The sequence below is a fragment of the Caballeronia sp. INML1 genome (assembly GCF_023631085.1).
Taxonomy (GTDB): domain Bacteria; phylum Pseudomonadota; class Gammaproteobacteria; order Burkholderiales; family Burkholderiaceae; genus Caballeronia; species Caballeronia turbans.
In genome coordinates this window covers 95,258-116,568 of record NZ_JALQDT010000077.1, presented here as the reverse complement: position 1 = coordinate 116,568, position 21,311 = coordinate 95,258, and the positions used below count along the sequence as shown (strand labels likewise).

Here is a 21,311-nt window from a genome sequence, read left to right as displayed (position 1 = left end):
TGCGCCGTCCAGCAAGACGCCCGCTCGCTGCCCGTCCAGAGCAGCTCACCAGCGCGGCGCCGCCGCCGCATGACTCTTCTCAAGCGACCGGCACATTCAGCGGATCGTTCAGTTACAGCCGCTTGAATGCGGACGCGGCGACGTCCCGTTCGTTAAAGGCGTCGCGCATCGTGTCCCGATAGAAGATGTGATACCGCGAGTCAGCACCGCGGCGATTTTCGATCTTCGATCGCCATCGCCGCTTCGGACCGCACACCGGATCGCAGGGCGACAACCGTAAGAAGGATGCGACGGGCGGCACATCACCATGCAGTAGTACCGCCGTCGATAGCGAAGTCGGCGCCCGTGACCCAGCCGGCTTCGTCGCTAGCGAGGTACAGCGCGCAATACGCGACGTCCTCGGGCGTTCCGACACGTCCATTCAACATCAGCTTGCGTTTCATGGGCTCGAACCATGCAGGGTTTTCCATGAGTGCAGCGGTAGCCGCGGTTCTCACGAGCCCAGGTGAAATACTGTTTACCCGAATGCCATGTTTGCCGCCTTCCATGGCCAGGTGACGCGTCATTGCGATGACCCCGCCCTTGCCCGCGGAGTGTGCAAGGGCGGGAAGCACCTCATAGGCCATTTTCCCGGATACCGATCCACAATTGATGATCGACCCGCCCCGCTCCTTGAGGTGTCCCCACGCGGCCTTGCACACGTTGAACACTATATCGAGTTCGCCCTTCATCGTGCCACGCCACATCTCGATAGTCATCTCTTCGATGGGCGCGAAGTGCACCTTTGCAGCGTTGTTGTAGACGATGTCGATGGCACCATAACTTGCCACGGCGGAGTCAATCAGCGCCTGAGCCTGATCCGCTTCGGATGGGTCGCAGGGAGCAAGCGCCACAGCGATCCCGCCAGCTTCGCGAATCGAATCGATCGTCGCGCTGCCGCTCTCCTCGTCGATGTCGCATCCCACCACTTTCGCCCCTTCTGCAGCGAATAGAATCGCCGCAGCGCGTCCCATGCCGCTGCCAATTCCGGTTAGGACAGCCACCTTCCCTTCGAGTCGTCGCGCCATCTCAATCTCCTCCGTGTGTATCTGCTATCACACGGCGTGTGCCGCCGCGTGATACTGAAAACGCAGCACCGATCACTCTTTTAGCTCGAGGAACGGTGTCCTAAGAAATGGAAAAAAAGCTCAAGGGCATGCGCCTTCCGACATGTTTTCGAACCTCCGGAAACTATCTCGGACCGCCATAATTCTGTTGACGGCAGCCCCATCAAAAATTTAGCATACGTCTGTCATTCTAGGAAGACAAACATGAGATTGATTAGCTTTGAACACCAGGGTACGGCGTCATGGGGCTTGCTCGATGGCGCGCGCGTCATCGATGCCGGACCGCTCGCATCGCGATTCGGCGCGACTTTGAAAGAAGCGCTGCAGAAGGACACGTTGTCCGACCTGGGTGGTTGGGCTGCAACCGCCGACGCTGCGCTTCAGCTTGCAAATGTCAACCTCCTGCCGGTGATTCCGGACCCGCAAAAGATCCTATGCGTAGGGATCAACTATCTGTCGCACGTGCAGGAGACAGGGCGCGAAGTCCCAAAGCATCCTATGATCTTCACGCGGTGGGCCGACTCCCAAACCGGTCACGAGGGGCACATCGTGCGCCCTAACGTCTCGGAGAAGCTCGACTTCGAAGGCGAGCTGGCCGTCGTCATCGGGAAGCGGGCGCGGCATGTAAAGCAGGCCGACGCCCTGCAACACGTTGCAGGATATGCCTGCTACAACGACGGCACCGTGCGCGACTGGCAGAAACATACGATCCAGTTCACGCCGGGCAAGAACTTCCCCGCCACGGGCGGCTTCGGGCCTTGCCTTGTCACGCCCGACGAAGTGGGCGACCCGTCGTCCCTAAAGCTCATCACCCGCCTGAACGGCGCGATCGTCCAGGAAGCGTTCACGAATGACCTAATTTTCGACGTCGCACGGCTGATCGAGTACTGCTCCGTATTCACCGAGCTCTTGCCGGGCGACGTGATCATCACAGGCACGACCGGCGGCGTCGGAGCGTTTCGCGATCCGCCGCTGTGGATGAAGCCGGGCGATGTTGTGGAGGTCGAGATCTCGCGCGTCGGCACGCTGAGAAACATCGTCGTCGACGAACTGCTATGACCGACAGATCGGCTTGGAACGCTTCAGGGACATAAACAGGAGGGTCATTTGTCTTTTTCGCTTCAGCAAAGCACGCCCGCGCGCCTGCATCACCTCCACGTCGTGTCGGACAACCCCGGGCGGCTCGCCGAGTTCTATACATCGCAGATGCAGATGACCTCTGTGGGTGGGACAGGCCATGATCGGGTTGTCCTGGTCGGTCGGGACCGCGCGATGGAGATCACCGCGCGTTCGAGCGGGCAGGGGCCGCATTTCGGCTACGCGATGCGAAATCAGGAGGAACTCAACGCGCTGCGTAAGCGACTGCAGAATCATGGGCTAGCCTGCCAGGCTCTGACCGCCTCGCTGTTTCAACCCGGCGCATTCGTGATTGGCGATCCGCAAGGTCGCCGGATGGCGTTCGGACTTGAGATGTCCGACGCGGCATCGGTCGCTAGTCGCGACGGTCTTCCGGCCCGCCTGCAGCACACCGTTTTTCAAACGACCGAACTCGAACGCGTTGTGACCTTCTACACCGATATCGTCGGTTTCTCTATTTCCGACGAAGTAGTGGATGATAACGGCCGTGTCGCAGTGGTATTCCTCCGCTCGGACGACGAGCATCACAGCCTTGCGTTCTTCCAGGGCTCGCGAAACGAATGGGATCACCATTGCTACGAAACCGATAAATGGAACGACATCCGCGATTGGGGCGACCGGTTCGCGGCAATTGATGTGCCGATCTTCTTCGGGCCGGGACGTCATGGACCGGGTAACAACCTCTTCTTCATGGTCACCGACCCCGATGGAAACCGACTCGAATTTTCGGCGGAACTCGCACGCGTCGCGGTGGGCGCCAAGCCCGGTGTTTGGCCTCACGGCGAACGCACGTTAAATAGCTGGGGCCGCGCTTGGATGAGAAGTTGAGGCTACCGTTGGCAACTCCCTCGCGCGCGGCCGACGACTCAGTGTCGTCGGCGCCGCAGGCCACCGTTCCCTCCGTCGGGGAATAACTGGATGCCCCAATTTAGCGTATGGCGGGGTCCCGCACTTCTGCGACGAAACGAAAAGTTGCTCAGCCCCCGCATGGGAGTTTGCGAACAGGCGTCGAGCTGACCTTTGGTGCCCCGGGCTCAATAGACTTCCTGTCCGAATCGTAAATTCCATTCAAGCCACACAAAAAAAGCCGACGCCAGAGCGTCGGCAAAAAGGCTCCGAGCGGAGCCCCTGAGAGAGGCTTACGACGGTCGACTATTTCGTCCGGCTCGCTACGTACAATTGGCTTGCGCACGACCCTGGTAAGTCGGTTACTCCTGAACGAACTAGAGTCACGGCTTCACGTTATGGCGGAATTGCTCGCTTGCGCCCTCACCCCACTGCGTGACCATGCCTTCCTTGGCCTCCCATACTCCGGTGGTTGCAGTCGCCGAAAGACGGTCCGAGTCGGCCCAATGCTCGTGTGCATAGCCTAGCGGGTCGTTCCAGTAATCGAAGAGTTGGCTTCCAAGCAAGTGGCGACCAATACCCCACAGGTGCTCATAGCCCATCGACTTCAGATAATGGTGGTCGGCCATCACGGCATCGATATCCTGCGCTTCGAACGAAACGTGCTGGAAGCCGGCGGTATCCGAACGCATCGGCAGAAACGCGTGATGATCGACATGCTCGGCGCCTTTATCGACGCGCAGGAACGACGCAATCTGTTCACCGCCGGCCGTGCGAAAGACTTCGTCCGAGGGCAGCATGCCGAGCGTTTCGCGAAACCATGCGGCGGTTTCTTCGACGAGCGGCGTCCCCAGGACCACATGCGCGATCCGCTTGACCGGCGTTGCCTGGCCGCGAGGCAAGCGCAGCGGTTCGTCGGCACGAAGCGTCGGCTCGCGGCCGGTGTTGACGGCCTGACGCTCGACGTTGATCGGCGCGGGCACGGCGATGCCGTAGACGATATCCACGTCATAGCCATTCGGCTCTTTCAGGCGCACTCGCAGACCGCCGCCCGGCTCGGTGATCTCTTCCACGTCACGGCCGGTGCCCGCCGCGAGCGTTCTTAGATCCGCCTCACATTTGGCCAAGAAGGCGAATCCCAACAGGCGGGCCGGACCCTGTTCTAGGATATAGCAGTGGTGAACGGGATCGGTGGCGCGCAAGTACACGGATTCGCCCTGCTTTGCGCAGGTGATAAGACCGAAGCGATTGAGGAATGTCTCGACTTGCGTGACGTCCGGCACGCTGCGCCGGATGTAGAGCAGCTCGTTACATTTGATGATACTCATGCTATTGGATCCATGAAAAAATGATGCCGTTAGAGCGACAGCCTTCCACCGTTCACGTGCAGGGTCTGTCCAGTGACGAACCGAGAACCCGCCCCCAGGAGAAAGAGCATCGGCGCGACAACGTCGTCCGGAACGGCAATCCGCTTCAGCGGAATGGTCTCCAAGATCGCGCGAGCCCGCTCGGGTCCGAACCAGTCCTCGACGGTTCCATCGACAGCCTTGCCTTGCCCACTCCCACCGCCCAGGAAGGCGGTATTGACGAGGCCTGGAGCGACGGAATTTACACGTACCGGCGCCCACTCTTTTGCAAGCGTTTTCGCAAGCGCAAGCAGGCCCGCCTTGGACGCGCTGTAGGCGGCGAAACCGGGATCCGCCTGAACCGCAAGACCCGACGAGACGAAAACAACCGAAGCGTCAGGCTTCAGCAATGGCCGTGCGCTTACCGCAGTCAGAAATGCACCGCGGAGGTTCACCTCCATCGTCTTGTCCCACTGCCCGATCTGATGATCCACCGCAGGCGTAGGCGGAATGCCGATCCCGGTGACATAGGCAAGCCCATCGATCCGACCATGCAACTCGCCGACCTGTTTAAAGGCCGCCGCGATCGACACTTCGTCGCGCACGTCCACGGCGATGGCTGGTCCAGCCAACGCGGCCGGCTTGTCGCGGATCGCCTGTTCCGTATCCAGTCCCACGACCTGCATGCCGTTTGCCTCGGCGGCTCGGCACAGCGCCGAACCGATGCCGCCGTGACTGCCCACGACAACGAGCCTGTACCCGTCCGCCGGGGCGAGCGCAGGAAATTCGAGGTTCGCGAGGCCGTGTTCCTTTTCCAATGACATCAGCGGTTCTCCGTGAAGTTGACGATACCCGCCGGCTGACGATAGCGCTTCATCGTCCTTAGGGCGATGACGGACGAAGCAAGCGCGGCAACGGCACTGACGAGCGCAATTGAATGACCGATCGCATTGGGGCCGCCCCCGAATACGTGACCGGCAACCCAGGCGACGATGACCGAGGCTCCACCCAGGCCAACCAGATTCATGACGAGGAACAGAATGCCCGAGTTGATCGCGCGAATTCGGTTCGGCGTGACGGACTGGGCCGACGCGGTTATTGCGCCAAAGTACGAGTTCTGCACGAGGTAGTACAGGAAGGCTGCGAACAGGGCTGCATAACGGTTGTCCATAAGCGGCCCCATCACAGGCACGATGATGACGAGCGAAGCGATGAGCACCGTGCGCATATGTGCGTCCTGATGACCGCGGCGCAGCAGCATGCCAGTAAGCGACGGGCCGAAATATGCGCCGATCACGCATCCGGCCATGAGTGCGATCCCCAGGCCCATTCCGGTCTGGCTGGCCGTCATGTGGAAGACGCGGATGAAGTGCGTCGGCAGCCAGCCGAGATTCGCGAACATGACGATCGACAACAAGGTCGCGCATGTGTAGAGCGGCACCAGATGACCGCGCAGGGCCCACAGTTGACCGCAGGCTTCACGGATGGAGGGAACCGGCGTGTCGTCCAGACGCTTGGGCTCCTTCACGAGCGCGAGCAACACGCCTGTGAGCAGGATCCCGGGCAGACCAACCGCGATGAACACCAGTTGCCATGCTTGGAACTGCCCGCCGAACAATACTCCCGCGAACTTCGCCGCGTAGTCGAGCGCCGTACCCCCGACCACGAGCGCAAGGCCGCCACCCAGCATCGCGCCCATCGAGAAAAGCGCGTTGGCGCGGATCAGCCGCTTCGGCGGGAACAGATCGGCGAGTAGGGAATAGGCGGCCGGCGCGAGCGCAGCTTCGCCGATGCCGACGCACATGCGCGCGACGAACAATTCCGTGAAGCTGTGGGCGAAGGCGCAAGCGATCGTTGCGGCACTCCAAAACGCCATCCCTGCGGCGATCAGAATGCGCCGGCTGCTGCGATCTGCAATCCGCCCGAGTGGCAGACCCAGGATGCAGTAAAAAAGCGCAAACGAAAATCCCTGAAGAAGACCGATCTCAACATCGTTGATATGAAGGGTCTGCTTGATCGGCGCGACCATCAACGACATGACTTGGCGGTCGACCAGCGAAATGATGTACGCGACGATGAGAACCGCGAGCGTGGTGTAACCCCTGGACAGCGGCAACATCGATGCCGCGGCTTTCGAATCCGTCGACGCCGCGCGATGTGCCATGCCGTTCTCTTCGTTCGAAGCCGCCGCTTCTAAACCTTCCCTGGATGCATCCTGACCGCTGATCGGCCTGACTTGTTGCCCCCACCGCGGGCTGTCGCTCGTTGCCATGCTGTCTTCCTCCGGTTCGTTATGAAATCATTTTGTGCACAAAGATGGTTTTGTGCAAGTAGAGATGTTCCCTATAACAAACGGAGACCACAGGGCAGAGAGCCGAGCCAGCGTAGTCGACTAAGTCTGCCGAAAAGTTTGTGCACAAAAATGGGAAAAAGCGAGCCGCTTAGGGGAGCGCTCGGTCTAAAAACGAAAGAACAGAATTGATGTAGCGCGAGTGGCTCGATGGCGAGGGCGGCCGTGGTGCCGCGGCGTTCCTGATAAACGCAGGGAGGCAAACGCGTGCATCCTAGACGCTTACGCGTCCTGGACGCTTTTGATCAGCATGACATTTCGGGCGGTTTGCGCGATATGGTCCCGAAGGATCGCGCAGGCGAGCTCCGACTTCCGGTCAAGAACCGCTTCCATCATACGGCGATGCTCTTCGTCCGTATTGCGCGGCTCTTTCCGGTTCATAACCGAAAAACGCCGATAGCGTTCCGACTGATCGAATAGGCTCGAACACAGCGCGAGCAGGCGCGGCGACTCCGCAGCTGAGAGCATGGCCATATGGAAGAGCTTGTGACGCTCGGTCCATTCTTCGTCGGGCCAGTCGCCTCCTGAAGCCACACGCTTGCGCAGGCGCTCGAGCTGATGGAACTCTGCGACGATGCGCCCCTCCCACTCGCCGTCTCCGTTGGCGATGGATTGCGCCAGCGCGGCGGGCTCAACCAGCAGCCTGAAATTGGTGATGTCCTTGAGGTCTTCGGCGGACACGGCGGCCGCGCGGAATCCTTTGTTGTCGTCCGCCGTCACAAGTCCTTCCGCTACGAGCCGGTTCAGGGCTTCGCGAAGCGGGCTGCTCGACAGCGAATGCTCCTGTTGCAAAACCTCGATGCGCAACTTGGTACCCGGCGCGATTTCGCCGCGCAGGATGCGGCGCCGCAGCGTGTTGAATGCCTGCTCTGAAAGCGGCCGGCTCTTGCCGCCCGCATGCGGCAAGGCTGACTGGATGGTGATGGGCTCGTCGCGTTTCATGATGTCGATATTATGGCGCACTAGCTCGATAGAGGAACTTCTATATGCTGCGGCAGCAGTACGATTTTTCCAGTGATCCGCCCTTCTTCCAAGTCCTCATGCGCCCGGGCGGCGCTCGACAGCGGAAACGTGTCGGCGATCTCGGCTTGAAGAAGACCATCCGCTGCCAGCGCGAGGGCCCGGTCGAGGTCGCCGCTCCTCTGTCCTGTCGATCCATACAGCGTGAGCTGCTTCTGATACAACTCCGTCACGTTGAGCGTGACCTTTCCGCCGCCATGAGACCCTGCGGTGACCAGACGCCCGCCCCGCGCAAGACTCGAAACCGCTTGCGGAAAGAGATCCGGATCGCCGATGTTCTCGAACACGACATCCACGCCGCGTCCGCCCGTCAGCACCATGACCTCCTGCACAAGGTCGGAGCGCCGGTAGTCGATGCCATAATCCGCACCTGCGGCGACCGCACGCGCGACGCGTTCGGGTGCACCGGCCCCCGCGATGACCGTTGCCCCCAGTGATTTCGCCACCTGCACGCCTACAGAACCCAGTCCTCCGCTCGCACCCATCACTAAAACCGTCTCGCCAGGGCATACTCTCGCTTTTGTCTCCAGCAGATGCAGCGCAAGCGGAGCGTGACGCGCGACGACGGCTGCATCTGCAAAATCCAGTTTCGCAGGAACGAGATGCGTGATGCGCGCCGGAACCGCGACGAATTCGGCATAGCCGCCCCATGCTGAAACGCCGAGCAGCACCGGAGGCGCGGATCCGGTCGCGGCCTTGACGAACGGCGAGGTCGCCACACGATCGCCGATCTTACGATCGACCACGTCATCGCCGATTTCGACGATCTCGCCGACCGGGTCGGCGCCGAGCACATGCGGGAGCGTTACTGGCCGGCCGTACCGCCCGGCTCTCACAGCGAGATCGAGCGTTCGATTCACCGTGACCGCGTGCACCCGAATCAGGACTTCGTCCGCTTGCGGCACGGGGCGTGGCACCTCGGCCAGTTCCAACGTTTCCGGACCGCCGAAACGGCGCATCACGATGGCTTTCATGGTGCTTTTCATGGTGCAATCGCCTGGGTCAAGCAGAAATTTTCACGCGCAGGACGCCGAGTCCGGAGACCGCTGCATCCACCACATCGCCATTACGCAAGAATTCGCCGCGGCTGCTGCCCACGCCTGCCGGCGTGCCGGTCAGTACGAGGTCGCCCGGCCAAAGCGTGATGCGCGTCGACAAATCGCGGATCTGTTCGGCAAGCGAGAAGATCATTTTGCCGGTGTTCGAGTTCTGCTTTACGACCTCGTTGACCGACAACTGCAGCCCGAGGTCCTGAGGATCCAGCACGCGGAAGGCGGGAACGAGCCAAGGCCCGATCGGACAAGCGCCGTCAAAACTCTTGTGCGAGAGCCAGTCCATACGGAAGGGGGAACGCTCCGACAGATCGGTGCGGCGGCTCCAGTCTCGCGCCGAAAAGTCGATAGCGACGGTGTACGCGGCGACGTGATTCAGCGCATCTTCCAGCGCGATGTTCTTGCCTTGACGTCCGATTACCGCCGCCAGCTCCACTTCCCAATCGATTGATGTTGCGCCCTCCGGCAGTCTCACGGTCGCTTCCGGGCCGACGATCGAATGCGAACTCTTAAGAAAGTGCCACGAGCGATCGCCGCGGGCCGCCGGCGTGCCCGAGCCCGTGATTTTGGCCATCTCTTCGGCATGGTCGGTGTAGTTCGCACCGGCGCCGTAGATGCCGCCGGGGTTTGCAATCGGCGGCAGCAACCGGACAGAACTTTGGGCCAGCGACTCGCCTGCCCGCGCGGCGTCGGAGCTGGCAAGCCACGGCTCAACGTCGGCCCAGCTCTCGAGCACCGCCTTCATCTCGGCGTATTCTTCTTTGCCGGACACGCCCGCAAGGTCGTGAACCCGGTCGTTCACCAGCACACCGGTTCGCGCGCCACGGCTCGACTCATACGAGACGAGCACCGGATACGCAGGAACGTTTGCGAAAGTATCTCTGTTCATCGTCGGGTCTTGTGATCAGATCTCACCGGCCTGCACGCGGCGGCGCGTCTCCGCGATGGTTGCCGAAATCGCTTCAACATAACTCTCGCGCACTTCTTCACCCTTGCGCTTTTCGTCCTCCGACCCGGCCGCGATGCCGTCGAACACCAGCGCGAATGTGAACGTCAGCGTGAGACCGCGCTCAGAATCGCTCAGCACATTCGTGATCCAGCCGTTGTCTGCCGATTCGATGCGCTGAAAGTGCACCTGCACATCGGGCGTGAACGTGATGCGCTCGCGGAGCGTCTTGCCGCGCAGCGAAATCTGGCGAATGAACCCGTCCTCGAACCTCTCGATGACCTCGCACTCTTTCATCGCGGGCACGAACGGAACCGCGTATTCGGCCTTCTGAACCAGGCCCTTCCACATCTGGGCGCGTGTTAGTTGAACGGGCTCGTTGGCCGTATTTACTTCGAAAGCTGCAGAAATGGCGTACATCGGCTGATTCTCCTTAACGATTGAAGATGGCGGGACTCAAGATTTATCGGACGAGGCGGCACGGGCAGCCCGGCGCCGCTCGACTTCCTTCATAGTCAGACTCTGACCGCCTACTGACCAAAGTCCGTCCGCAACTTCGGTAATCGTGACGATCGTTGCGGGGCGGATGCCCTCGCCGCCCTGTCGCACGACGGCCGCAACGATGTCTTCCATGATTGCCAGTTGTTGCTCTCGGGTGAACGCACCCGCCAGATGCTGGACATTTACGAACGGCACGGTTGTCTCCTCGAAATGACTTGGCCAAAGTATGCATGTTCTAAAGCATTCTGCAAACAAAGGGTTTGTCCCTAGCTGGTTATCAAACTGCGCGTACGCTTGGGCTACGTTGTCGCTCCACGCGTGTATCGAAGCGCCGCAACTGGTCGGGGATTAGCCTTACTTGCACAAAATCCGTTTTATGCACAAACTTGTTGGGTGACGATAGGCGACCGGTGCGGGTGCTGCGTCTGCCATACCTCCTCGCGAAGTGTTGCGCGTCACATAAAAACCCGTTCGAAGTCACGAAACCATCGCGCCGTCGTTTCCCTGCCAAGCGCGCATCAAAAAATAGGAATACGGAATGGAGACGAAGCACTTGTTTTGCGCCGCCCTGATCGCTTGCGCCTCGCAAGCCCATGCACAGAGCGTCACGCTTTATGGTTTGCTGGATAACAGCATAGAAGTAGCAAACACTGGCGGCGGCACGACTGCGCGCATGGATCCCGGCATGTATCTCGGTTCGCGATTCGGCATGCTCGGAAAGGAAGATATTGGCGGCGGGTACTCCATTAATTTCATCTTGGAGCAAGGCATCCTCACCACGACGGGCGCGGCAAGTGTTCCCAACTCGGCCTTCGGCCGTCAAGCTTGGGTTGGGTTCGGCAGTCCCTATGGCGAGGTCCGCTTCGGCCGACAGAACTCGCCTGTGTATATTCCGGTCTCCGGCGCGCTCGACGCGTTCAACGGCCAGACAATTGGTTCCGGCCTAATCAGTTTTCTTGCAATCGTGCCCCGGGTGAGCAATGCCATCTCCTACCAGTCGCCTGAGATAGCAGGTACCAAGGCGCAGTTGATGATCAGTCTTCGCGATGCGAGCAATTCGTCGCAGAACGGAATCGCTAGTTATCACATCGGCATCCAATACGCAAAAGGGCCGGTAGGCGCGGTAATCGGCTATCAGCGCGTCGAAGACCCGGTGGGAGTTGTCTGGCCAGGTTCAAGTGCCGGCACAGTCTTGAAAGCGCTTTATGCCGGCGCCTCGTACGATTTGGGCAATCTCACCTTCTATCTCGGCTACAACAACAACCGGCAATCGGACACGCCGCTAAATCGAGACGTGCTCACGGCATCGGTGCGCTACATGTTCAATCCGGCGACGTTCTTCTCCTTCGGAGCAGCACACTTGCACGACAAGTCGAACCTAGACAGTAACGCTGATCAGGTAGGCGTGATGCTTAACTATTTCCTTTCCAAGCGGACCAACGTGTACGCTGCCGCATCTTGGATCGAGAACCACAACCGCGCTACCTTCGCCATGAACGGTGCGACGACCGCGGGCATTCCGGTCGCCTATCCGGGCGCTCCCGCACGCGGCATGCAACTCGGGTTGGTGCATAAGTTCTGACCTGCCGATTCACGAATCGTGGTTGAGCTACCGCGCGGATCGGGGAGCTTCCGTCTGCCGACCAACCAATCAAAAAAGGCAGATCCAGTCATGGATCTGCCCTGAACCATTCATCCACGAGCTTCTGTCAGGCCACGAAATCCGGCTGGCGCGCCGGCGCCGCGCGTACGAACGCCGGATGATCCGCGGCAAATTCATACACCGCCAGGCTGCGCGCGTAGGGACGGAGATCGCAGCCCATCCGCAAGGCGTTCGAGATTTGCGGCAAGAGGCACACATCCGCGAGCGTCGGCTGGTTGCCGAAGCACCACGGTCCGGAATTCTCGCGAGCGAGCATTCGCTCCACACTTTCCATGCCCTCCGCGATCCAGTGACGGTACCAGTCGCTCTTTTGCTGCGCCGTCACGCCCAGTTCAGTCTCCAGATACCGCAGCACTCGGAGGTTGTTCACCGGATGAATGTCGCAGGCGATCAGCGAAGCGAACTCGAGCACGCGCGCGCGGCTGTGCGTTTGCAACGGAATCAACCGTGGCTCAGGATGAACCTGGTCGAGATAGTCGATGATCGCGATGGACTGACCCAGTGTGAAGCCGTCGTCGACAATAGCCGGCACCGCGGCGGATGGATTTACGTTCGCGATGTAGTTGACGGCGCGGTGCTCGCCCTTGCGTATGTTGACCGGCAGCGTATCAAAAGCGACACCCTTGAGCGCCAGCGCGATGCGCACGCGATATGACGTCGAGCTGTTGAAGAAGCTATGTAATTGCACGGCGGATCCCATGGTCGATGATGACGGATGTCGCGCTACACGACGCGTACGGTCAGTTCGCCGAGGCGTTCCACGCCGACTTTCATCGTGTTGCCCGGCTTGACGGCGCCGACACCTTCCGGCGTACCGGTGAAGATTACGTCGCCCGGTTCCAGTCGGAAGAATTTCGACAGATATGCGACCGTCTCCGCGACCGACCAGATCAAATGCGACACATCGCTCTTCTGCTTTGTGACGCCGTCGACATCGAGCCAGAGCCCGGCTTGTTCAAAGTGGCCGACGTCGCTTACCGGATGAATCGGGCCGAGCGGCGCAGAACGGTCAAACGCCTTGCCAATTTCCCAGGGACGGCCCATCTCGCGCATCTTCATTTGTAGGTCGCGGCGGGTCATGTCGAGACCGACCGCGTAGCCCCATACGTGACTCAACGAGTTCTCGAGCGTGATGTCTGAGCCGCCCTTGCCGATCACTGCAACCAGTTCGGCTTCGTAGTGATAGTTCTGGGTTTCCGACGGGTACGCAAGTTCGAGGGTCTCGTCATAGCCGACGGGCACGATGGCGTCGGCGGGCTTGCAGAAGAAGAACGGCGGCTCGCGATCGGGATCGAAACCCATTTCGCGCGCATGCGCGGCATAGTTGCGGCCTACGCAATAAACGCGGCGTACGGCAAATTGGGCATCGCGGCCCGCGACAGGAACCGCGACCGGTGCTTCGGGAGGGAAAACGAATGCCATGATGGTATCTACTCGAATGGAAAGAATGGAAGCGCAGTACGCTCGTTGATATGAAGTTCAGTGACGCTCTTCGCGAAGGAGATTGAGTGCGGACAGCACCGGGCGATCCGAGTAGCTGAACAACACGCTCTCCGCGGACGCATTCAGCCGAACCGGTGCCCACGACGGTGCCACGAACACATCATGCGGTGCGAAGCTGAACACGCGCTCGCCGATGGCCACCTCGCCGTTACCTTCGACGACGCAATACACCGTAGCGTCGGTACTGCGGTAGGTGCGTCCGTTGAAGCCCGCCGGCAGGTATTGCATAAAGGTGGCGATCGTCGGCATCGGCCAACCGCCGGTCGTCGGGTTAACGTAGCGCAGCTTCACGCCATCCCACTCGTCGACTGCTCCGTTGCGATACAGAGTGTCGAGCGCTTCGCGGCTGCGTGCGTAGGGGTAACTAAAGATCGGCGAGGTCGGATCGCTTACGCGATGCCGCACCGGAGCCATGTTGTGCCCGAAGCGCGCAAAGCTCTCGCCTTCCGCGCGTGACACAGGCTGCGTCTTCTCCGGATAGTTCTCGGCGAAGCCTGCGTCAATCTGCGCGAGCAAGGGAATGTCCAGACCGTCGAGCCAAACGACTGGCTCGCCGCCTTCGTCGACCGAAGGATTGCCGTGGTCGTGCCAGGTCCATGACGGCGTGATGATGAAGTCACCTGGATGCATCGTGGTGCGCTCACCATCAACCGCCGTCCACGCCCCCTTGCCCTCGACGATGAATCGCAGCGCCGACTGCGTGTGGCGATGACTCGGTGCAATCTCGCCGGGTAAAATCAGTTGCAGCCCGGCGTATAGGTTCGGCGTCATGCTCGACTTTCCCGGCAGCCCCGGGTTTTCGAGCACCAGCACGCGCCGCACGGCTTCCTCGGCGCTGATGACGTCGCCCGCCTGCATGACCAGCTCGCGCACTTCGGAATACTTCCAGATGGCAGGCTCGGCCTCCGGCTGCGGCGTCTTCGGCACCAAGTTGTGCAGTGATTCCCACAACGGTGCCATGCGTTGCTGTGCAATCTTTGTGTAGTACGCCGCGCGCGACGCGCGGATCTGTTCCGTGGACATTGCATGTCTCCTTCTGACGTTGGTCGATCGAATGCGACGCGTAGGAACGCCCTGTTCTGCGTCGTGCTCCGCGAAGAATCAGCGACAGTTTCAGTTATTAGCCGGCATCAGGCACCGCCTTGCTCCAGCGCCGTGACCGCGTTGCCCTCAACCCGGCGCGCGTGAAGTGCCCATGCGGCGCCAGCGGACACGAGCGCGGGAACGCAGCCGAGCATGAACAGATGCGCGGGATCCCATCGCATTTCGAGCAAAGCGCCGCCAATGAGCGGTCCCATGATGGAGCCGATGCGCCCGACGCCGAACGCCCAGCCGACGCCGGTCGCGCGAATCGCAGTCGGATAGCTGCGCGCCACCAGCGCGTTCGCAGCAATCTGACCACCGACGATGCAGAAGCCCGCCGCGAGAATGGCGCAGACCATCACAGAAAAAGCGCCGTGCACATTTAAGCCGAGCAGCAGCACGGCGGCCGACGCCCCCGCATAGACGAGCGACAGCAGCGCGAACGGCCAGCGACGGTCAATAAAGCGCCCGAGCAGCAAGGTGCCCGCCACGCCTCCAACTTGGAATAGGCTGCTGGTCGTCACCGCGCGATCGACAGACAGCCCGCTTTCGCTGAGCAAAATAGGCAGCCAACTCGAAAACAGATACACCTCGAGCAGACTCATGAAGAAGATCAGCCAAAACAGCACTGTCGTGCGCGCGCGATCCTTCGAGAACAACTCGGCCACCGATGACCGGGCCGCATCACGCGCATGGCGGATGAACCGGTCGTCGGGATCGATGTCGACGGTTGGCGCGATGCGCGCCAACGCCGCTACGATCCGCTCCCGCGCCATGCCCTTCGCCACCATGTAGTCGAGCGATTCCGGCAGATAGCGCATTAGCACAGGTGTAAGCAACAACGGTGCGATTCCCCCGGCTATCAGCACGCTGCGCCATCCGAAATGGCCGATCAGCGATGCCGCCACCACGCCACCCAGCGCCGCGCCCAGCGAGAACCCGCAGAACATGACCATCACGACCGTGCTGCGAATTCGTGCTGGGGCGTATTCGGACGTCAGCGCGATCGCGTTCGGCATCACGCCGCCAAGACCTAGGCCGGTGAGGAATCGCATGACGAGAAGCGCGCCGACCGAATCGACGCTTGCGGTCAGAAGTGAAAACACGCCGAACACGACCACGCTCAGGATTAGTCCGATCTTGCGGCCACGCCTGTCGGACAGCGAACCGAACAATAGAGCCCCGACCATCAGACCGGCGAGGCTCGCGGCGAACACAGGGCCGAAGGCCGATTTGCTCACATGCCATTCCGCCGCGAGCGCCGGCGCGATGTACGCGATGGCTTGGGTGTCGAAGCCATCGCAGAACACAGCTAGACAGCACAGCAGTGCCACGAGAAAGCGTGTCTTGCCGAATGGGCCTTCGTCGACGAGCCGGGTGATATCGATATGTTGCATACAGTCTCCTGCTCCGCCACGAGCATTGTTTTGACGAGGTGTCGCGACGGCCCGCATCGACTCTTCGACAGCACGCTCTCGCAATCACGAAGCGATAGTCACATTTCGGCAGACGTCTGTCAATATAGGAATGCGACGATGCATGACTGCATGCTTCGTCGCAGACCGATTGAACCGGGGATTTAGACTGAGTGAGTTATGCGTCGATGGATCCGACGATACTCACGCGCGTATTCTCGTTATGGTGCGTCACAAACTTCTCGAGCAATCGGAGAAAAGTGGACGCTTCTTCCGCGCTGAACGGCGCAAGCAGCGACTTACGCTCCCGTTCGGCGAACTTTGCGGCCTGGCGCAGCGCGTGCTTGCCGTCCGCCGTGATCAGTATTTCGACCTTGCGCGCGTCGAGCGGACTGGGCGATTTCATCGTTAAGCCGCGTTCGGTGAGCAGCTTGATGACGAGCGCAGTGGTCGACCGGTCAAGACCGATCAGACGTGCGACGCCGATCTGACTCATCGGCCCGGCTACGTTGAGAATATAGAGCACGCCATACTGACTTGGCGTCAGATCGATCGGCGCGCACGCCTCGATGAACATGTCCATCGCAATCTGGTGCGCCCGGCGAATCAAAAAGCCCGGGCGCCGATAGAGTTCATCGAGCGCCGGGTCGGAAGTGGGCGATTGGGCGGTTCTCTTTGTCATTCCGCGTAAGGGTTATAAGGTCTGTGCCGAGCAAGTTTAACCTAGCGCTTGCAGCAAGCTCGTCTAGTCTTCCGAACGTTGTTGACACGGCGCGCGGCTCTCACTAATATTCGGCAGACGTCTGTCAATTATCGCCGATGCCAAGAACTGGTGTCGTTCGTGAATCGCACGATTGTGCACGGAGGAGATATGTCAAAGGAATGTGAAGTCGCGGTGATCGGTGCGGGCATCGGCGGATTGACGCTCGCGCTTGCTCTGCACGATGCAGGAATCAGTTGCCGCGTATATGAAGCGGTGCCAGAGCTTCGTCCGCTTGGCGTGGGCATTAACGTGTTGCCGCATGCCACGAAGGTGTTGGGGCGTCTCGGCCTTAACGAACGGCTGGCTCAAGTCGCAGTGGCAACGAAGGAAGCTGCCTTCTTTAACAGACACGGCCAACTGATTTATCGTGAGCCGTCGGGCGTTGCTGCCGGCTATGCGACACCACAGTTCTCGATTCATCGCGGAGATCTCCAAACCACGCTCTTGGAAGCGGTACGCGAACGCCTCGGTGACGATGCCGTCGTGCTCGATCGTAAGTGCGTTGGTGCATCGAGTTCGGATGACGAAGCCATCGTCAACTTCGTGGATTCGAATGATCGCGCGTACGCCGTTAGAGCTTCGGTTGCCGTCGCATGTGACGGCTTGCATTCGGCGCTGCGCAAGCAGTTCTATCCGGATGAAGGGGCGCCGCGTTACTCGGGCGTGAACATGTGGCGCGGCGCGGTTCACTGGAAGCCCTTTCTCAGCGGCGCTACGATGGTGCGCGCCGGCGCGCTGGTGCCAGGCGTCGGCAAGATGGTCATTTACCCGATTCGCGACAATGTCGACGAACAGGGCCGTCAGCTCGTGAACTGGGTGGCGGAAATCAATGCGCCACAGCCTGCGCGTCGCGACTGGAATGGTGCCGGACGCCTTGAGGATTTCTTCCCAGCGTTCGCTGACTGGCACTTCGACTGGCTCGACGTGGCGGCCATGATCGAATCAACGGAAGGCATTTTGCAGTTCCCGATGGTGGATCAAGACCCGCTGCCGCGGTGGACGTTCGGTCGGCTCACGCTGCTTGGCGACGCGGCTCATCCGATGGTGCCGCGTGGTTCCAACGGCGCGGGTCAAGCGATCGTCGATGCCGATGTGCTCAGCGCATATCTCGTCGACATCGGCGTCGGTCCGGAGGCACTTATGGCTTACGACAGGGAACGCGTGAAGGCGACGGGCGAGGTGGTGCTTACCAATCGCAAGGCGCCGCCCGACAAGATCCTGCAAGTGGTGCATGAAAGGACGAATGGGCAGCCGTTCACGTCGCTTGCAGGAATTATCGACGAGGCCGAGCTTCAGAGTATTACTGCGAGCTACAAGCAAGTTGCCGGTTATACAGTGAAAGGACTGGAGGCTTCGTCCGGCGCCTAAGGTAAAGCACGACAGGTCCCTCGCTATACGCGAGGGACGCTGCCTTCACTGCCCAGCTGCCTTTACTCGTAGTGCGTTATTGACCGCCTCCACGCCGGGTGTATCACGCGCGGCAGCGACGACGAGCTCTATCTGACCGGCCTCCGGTACCGAACCTCCAAGCGTGATCGTACCGTTTTTCGCGACCACAACGATATTGAGCACGTCGATGCCCTTCACCTTCGCGAGTCGGCTTCGCACCGTTTTCGCGAGCCGTCGATTGGCAAGTCTTGCTTCTCTTGCCGACGGGACCGCGCTGGACGGGGCAACATCCGACGCAACCGCTTCATTACCCTGAGCGCTCACGCCCCCGATTCCCGCCAGCGAAAGCAGGACAGCCAAGCCGGCGCTCATGTGCTTTCTGTTCATGCGTTATCTCCCGCCAAATTAAAACATGTGCCGAACGCCGATTGCGCCGCCCACCGAGGTACCGGCTCCCTCTTTCAGCGCGCCATTGACGGACAGCCCGGTAGTCATCGCGCCGTGATTGTTGACGACGGCTACCTGACCGTACAAGGTGGTGGCCTTTGACAAGTAGTAGTTAATCCCCGCGGATCCGAGCAATGAATGGTTGGCCGTGTTATTGCGGTCGCTGGCGTACCAGACGCCAGCGTTCACATCGATTTCAGGAGTGGCCAGGAAATCGGCGCCTCCGCCCCAGACGTTATTGCTCATTGCGCCAGCGACCTTGTAGCTCGTGTAGGAAGCTTTGACCGTCAGTTTCCCGAAGCGATAGCCTCCGCCGATCATCCGGCCGGCGAATTCAACGGTCGTAGGCACCGGAGTCGAGGCCGCAGTGCCGCCTGCATTACCGTTGTAAATCGAAGCGGCGAGCAGCAGGCTTCCGTTGTCGTATTTCAGGCTGGCTGAGTACTGCTGGCCGGCTTGGAAATCGCCTGGCGAGCCACCAAATGCATACATGACGCTCGCCTGCAGACCAGCCATGACCGGGGTGGTGTAAGAGATCGCGTTGGCGTTGGCCAGGCCTGTCCCCACCACGTTGTCAATGTAATGGACGACGCTGGTGCCGAACGGTGCGAGGCCACGTGGATCAAGATCATAGAGAGTCAGAAAGAAGGGGGAGAATTGCAGACCCATCTTCAAGTTGCCGATATCGCTGCGCAACTGCATCCAGGCTTGCCGACCAAAAAAATTGCCATTGGAGCTGTTGTACCCCCCGTTGGTCATGTTAATGCCGCTTTCCAGATCGAAATCGAGCTTTAATCCCCCGCCAAGATCCTCGGTGCCCTTCAAGCCGAATTGCGAAGGGGAAAGACCGCTATCAATCAATGCAAATTTCTTTCCTGTTCTATTCCCCGATGAATCAATCGATTTACTAGAGTAGAAAAATCCGCTATCCACAATCCCATACAGCGTGACATTGCTTTGTGCTTCAGCATGCGTACTGCACACGCAAACACCTAAGGCGGTCGCCACGTGCGCCGCCGATTTCATCTTTAACATCGACCGTCTCCTCCTGTATATTCGTTACAAGATTGGTCTTATCTTTTTCACTTGATCAAGGCAGGCTTGAATGATTTCCGAAGTGGATGGATGGCTTGCTCCACCTGTCCAGAGAGACAGACGGCGATTCGATTTTATGGGTGTGCGCTTTGATAAACCATTCGCTACGCTCTAAGGTTCGATACAAATCCGGTCTATATCGCGAGCCTTCGAAGGCCAAAAAAAACGGCCTCTTTTGAAATCAGAGTGGGTGGTTGTGCGGGTCAAGGGCGGGCGGGAGCCCGGCGCAGCGAACCCTTGAGGCGCTTTGCATCGACAAGCTGGGAAATGGCTGGTTGCGGCAGAATGCGGCAACCAGCCATGCACGACCAAGCGAACAATGACGAATCAACTCTTTGAAGCCGCCCTGGGAATCAAGGCACCGTGGTACGTGCAAGGTGTCGACTTTGATACGGCCAAACGACAGCTGACGATTGCGGTGGACTTTGTCGCAGGAAGTCGCTTCGCCTACTCCGGGCTCGCCGGTGAGCATCCAGTGCACGACACGCAAATCAAGCGGCTGCGCCACCTGAATTTCTTCCAGCACGAGTGCTATCTGGAAGTGCGTGTGCCGCGCGTGCGCTTGCCCGATGGCTCGGTGCGGCTGGTCGTGCCGGAATGGGTCGGCCAACTCGACGGTTTCACGTTGCTGTTCGAGGCCCTGGTGCTGATGCTGGCGCAACAGATGCCGTTTGCCGCAGTGGCGCGCATCGTCAATCTGTCCTGGCATCGGGTGCATGCCATCTGCTCGCGCTATGTGGAACTCGCGCTGGCGTCGGCGAACCTGTCGGACGTCAGCTCGGTGGCCATCGACGAAACCTCGTACCGGCGAGGCCACGAATATCTGACGCTGGTCGCCGATATGCAGGCTCGGCGCGTCGTATTCGTCACGCCTCGCCGTGACGCGAAGACGATTGAGAGCTTTGCGGCCCACCTTAGCCAGCATCACGGCACGCCTGAGCAAATGACGTCCGTGAGCATCGACATGTCGCCCGCGTTCATCAAAGGCGTCGGCGAACATCTGCCCAATGCGCGAGTGACAAGTTTCACGTCGTCGCCCATGCGTCCAAGGCGCTTGATACGGTCCGGCGCCAACAACAGAAAGCCGACCCAGAACTTAAAGGGATGCGCTGGACACTGCTTAAGGACGCCAACAAGCTGAACCTTGCGCAATTGACGGACCTCGAGGCCCTTCTCGGGCAGTACACCACCAAGCGAACGGCCCGCGCCTGGTTGTATCGCGAGCAGTTGCGCGAGATTCTCGAACGCAAGCAAATTCATGTCGTCTCCGAATTGTTGCGGCAGTGGTGCACCAACGTCATGCGTTCGAAAGTCGAACCGATGAAGGAGGTCGCACGATTGATTCGCCGACACTTTGACGGCATCGTTGCGTGGACCCAGACCCGACAGACCAACGGCTTTATCGAAGCCATCAACGGCTTGTTTCAGGCCGCGAAGCGCAAGGCTCGTGGCTACACGCGCTTCGCAACCATGCGAACGGTGCTGTTTCTTATCGCTGGCAAACTCGACTTCTCCGCATTCAACTCGCATGCCCGCTGAGAGCCATTACCCACTTCATTTTCAAAAGAGCCAAAAAACGCTTCCGGGACTCACGTTGCAACGTGAGCCAGGAAGCGTCGAAGGGTGACCGGACTGCGAATGTTTATTGG

At 60.1% G+C, this 21,311-nt stretch carries 20 protein-coding genes and 1 pseudogene; 5 read left to right on the top strand and 16 right to left on the bottom strand.

Going from position 1 to position 21,311, the window contains the following annotated elements; genetic code table 11:
• Positions 1–302: 302 nt before the first annotated feature.
• Positions 303–1,067, bottom strand: coding sequence for an SDR family NAD(P)-dependent oxidoreductase (locus tag NCR38_RS30995; protein WP_250478175.1), 765 nt, complete (start codon positions 1,065–1,067; stop codon positions 303–305).
• A 243-nt stretch (positions 1,068–1,310) separates the two neighbouring features.
• Here NCR38_RS30995 and NCR38_RS30990 point away from each other — a divergent pair, with 243 nt between their 5' ends.
• Together NCR38_RS30990 and NCR38_RS30985 are read left to right on the top strand one after the other, a co-directional pair.
• A complete protein-coding gene (locus tag NCR38_RS30990; protein ID WP_053572516.1) occupies positions 1,311–2,165 on the top strand; it encodes a fumarylacetoacetate hydrolase family protein in 855 nt (284 codons plus the stop codon).
• Between the two features lie 48 nt (positions 2,166–2,213).
• The gene (locus NCR38_RS30985; protein WP_250478174.1) at positions 2,214–3,071 is read left to right on the top strand and encodes a VOC family protein; all 858 of its coding nucleotides are present in this window, start codon (positions 2,214–2,216) and stop codon (positions 3,069–3,071) included.
• A gap of 401 nt (positions 3,072–3,472) precedes the next feature.
• On the opposite strand, the gene NCR38_RS30980 is transcribed toward NCR38_RS30985, so the two are convergent.
• From NCR38_RS30980 to NCR38_RS30945, 8 genes are all read right to left on the bottom strand, one after another.
• Positions 3,473–4,417: a VOC family protein gene (locus tag NCR38_RS30980; protein ID WP_250478173.1), complete on the bottom strand. Its 945-nt coding sequence runs from the start codon at positions 4,415–4,417 to the stop codon at positions 3,473–3,475.
• A gap of 29 nt (positions 4,418–4,446) precedes the next feature.
• Entirely contained in the window at positions 4,447–5,259 is an 813-nt protein-coding gene (locus NCR38_RS30975) for an SDR family NAD(P)-dependent oxidoreductase (RefSeq protein WP_061119769.1), read from the bottom strand.
• The gene (locus tag NCR38_RS30970) at positions 5,259–6,707 is read right to left on the bottom strand and encodes an MFS transporter (RefSeq protein WP_250478172.1); all 1,449 of its coding nucleotides are present in this window, start codon (positions 6,705–6,707) and stop codon (positions 5,259–5,261) included. Before NCR38_RS30970 ends, NCR38_RS30975 begins: the two co-directional genes overlap by 1 nt.
• 300 nt (positions 6,708–7,007) lie before the next feature.
• Positions 7,008–7,727, bottom strand: coding sequence for a GntR family transcriptional regulator (locus NCR38_RS30965; RefSeq protein WP_082378269.1), 720 nt, complete (start codon positions 7,725–7,727; stop codon positions 7,008–7,010).
• A 20-nt stretch (positions 7,728–7,747) separates the two neighbouring features.
• On the bottom strand, positions 7,748–8,791 hold the full coding sequence (locus tag NCR38_RS30960) for a zinc-binding dehydrogenase (protein WP_250478171.1): 1,044 nt from the start codon (positions 8,789–8,791) through the stop codon (positions 7,748–7,750).
• A 16-nt stretch (positions 8,792–8,807) separates the two neighbouring features.
• Positions 8,808–9,746 (bottom strand): fumarylacetoacetate hydrolase family protein, encoded by a 939-nt coding sequence (locus NCR38_RS30955; protein ID WP_250478170.1) that lies wholly within the window; start codon positions 9,744–9,746, stop codon positions 8,808–8,810.
• 15 nt (positions 9,747–9,761) lie between these two features.
• A complete protein-coding gene (locus NCR38_RS30950; protein WP_250478169.1) occupies positions 9,762–10,223 on the bottom strand; it encodes an SRPBCC family protein in 462 nt (153 codons plus the stop codon).
• Between the two features lie 36 nt (positions 10,224–10,259).
• Entirely contained in the window at positions 10,260–10,499 is a 240-nt protein-coding gene (locus tag NCR38_RS30945) for a tautomerase family protein (RefSeq protein ID WP_061119765.1), read from the bottom strand.
• Between the two features lie 343 nt (positions 10,500–10,842).
• Here NCR38_RS30945 and NCR38_RS30940 point away from each other — a divergent pair, with 343 nt between their 5' ends.
• Positions 10,843–11,886: a porin gene (locus NCR38_RS30940; RefSeq protein WP_250478168.1), complete on the top strand. Its 1,044-nt coding sequence runs from the start codon at positions 10,843–10,845 to the stop codon at positions 11,884–11,886.
• Between the two features lie 127 nt (positions 11,887–12,013).
• Here the strand turns inward: NCR38_RS30940 and maiA are convergent, their stop codons facing one another.
• From maiA to NCR38_RS30915, 5 genes are all read right to left on the bottom strand, one after another.
• The gene (gene maiA / locus NCR38_RS30935; RefSeq protein ID WP_250478167.1) at positions 12,014–12,655 is read right to left on the bottom strand and encodes a maleylacetoacetate isomerase; all 642 of its coding nucleotides are present in this window, start codon (positions 12,653–12,655) and stop codon (positions 12,014–12,016) included.
• Between the two features lie 35 nt (positions 12,656–12,690).
• A complete protein-coding gene (locus NCR38_RS30930; protein WP_250478166.1) occupies positions 12,691–13,389 on the bottom strand; it encodes a fumarylacetoacetate hydrolase family protein in 699 nt (232 codons plus the stop codon).
• Between the two features lie 57 nt (positions 13,390–13,446).
• Positions 13,447–14,493, bottom strand: a complete 1,047-nt coding sequence (gene gtdA, locus NCR38_RS30925; protein WP_250478165.1) for a gentisate 1,2-dioxygenase — start codon at positions 14,491–14,493, stop codon at positions 13,447–13,449.
• Positions 14,494–14,600: 107 nt separating this feature from the next.
• Positions 14,601–16,007, bottom strand: a complete 1,407-nt coding sequence (locus tag NCR38_RS30920; protein WP_250478164.1) for an MFS transporter — start codon at positions 16,005–16,007, stop codon at positions 14,601–14,603.
• Positions 16,008–16,146: 139 nt separating this feature from the next.
• Positions 16,147–16,650 carry a MarR family winged helix-turn-helix transcriptional regulator gene (locus NCR38_RS30915; RefSeq protein ID WP_250478163.1) on the bottom strand — a complete coding sequence of 168 codons (504 nt, stop codon included), beginning with the start codon at positions 16,648–16,650 and terminating at the stop codon, positions 16,147–16,149.
• A 189-nt stretch (positions 16,651–16,839) separates the two neighbouring features.
• Here NCR38_RS30915 and NCR38_RS30910 point away from each other — a divergent pair, with 189 nt between their 5' ends.
• Positions 16,840–18,099: a flavin-dependent oxidoreductase gene (locus tag NCR38_RS30910; RefSeq protein WP_061119845.1), complete on the top strand. Its 1,260-nt coding sequence runs from the start codon at positions 16,840–16,842 to the stop codon at positions 18,097–18,099.
• 45 nt (positions 18,100–18,144) lie between these two features.
• On the opposite strand, the gene NCR38_RS30905 is transcribed toward NCR38_RS30910, so the two are convergent.
• Together NCR38_RS30905 and NCR38_RS30900 are read right to left on the bottom strand one after the other, a co-directional pair.
• A complete protein-coding gene (locus tag NCR38_RS30905) occupies positions 18,145–18,507 on the bottom strand; it encodes a BON domain-containing protein (RefSeq protein ID WP_061119759.1) in 363 nt (120 codons plus the stop codon).
• Between the two features lie 18 nt (positions 18,508–18,525).
• The gene (locus NCR38_RS30900; protein ID WP_250478162.1) at positions 18,526–19,602 is read right to left on the bottom strand and encodes a porin; all 1,077 of its coding nucleotides are present in this window, start codon (positions 19,600–19,602) and stop codon (positions 18,526–18,528) included.
• A gap of 379 nt (positions 19,603–19,981) precedes the next feature.
• Here NCR38_RS30900 and NCR38_RS30895 point away from each other — a divergent pair.
• Positions 19,982–21,201: pseudogene (locus NCR38_RS30895) on the top strand (ISL3 family transposase).
• Positions 21,202–21,311: the final 110 nt, after the last annotated feature.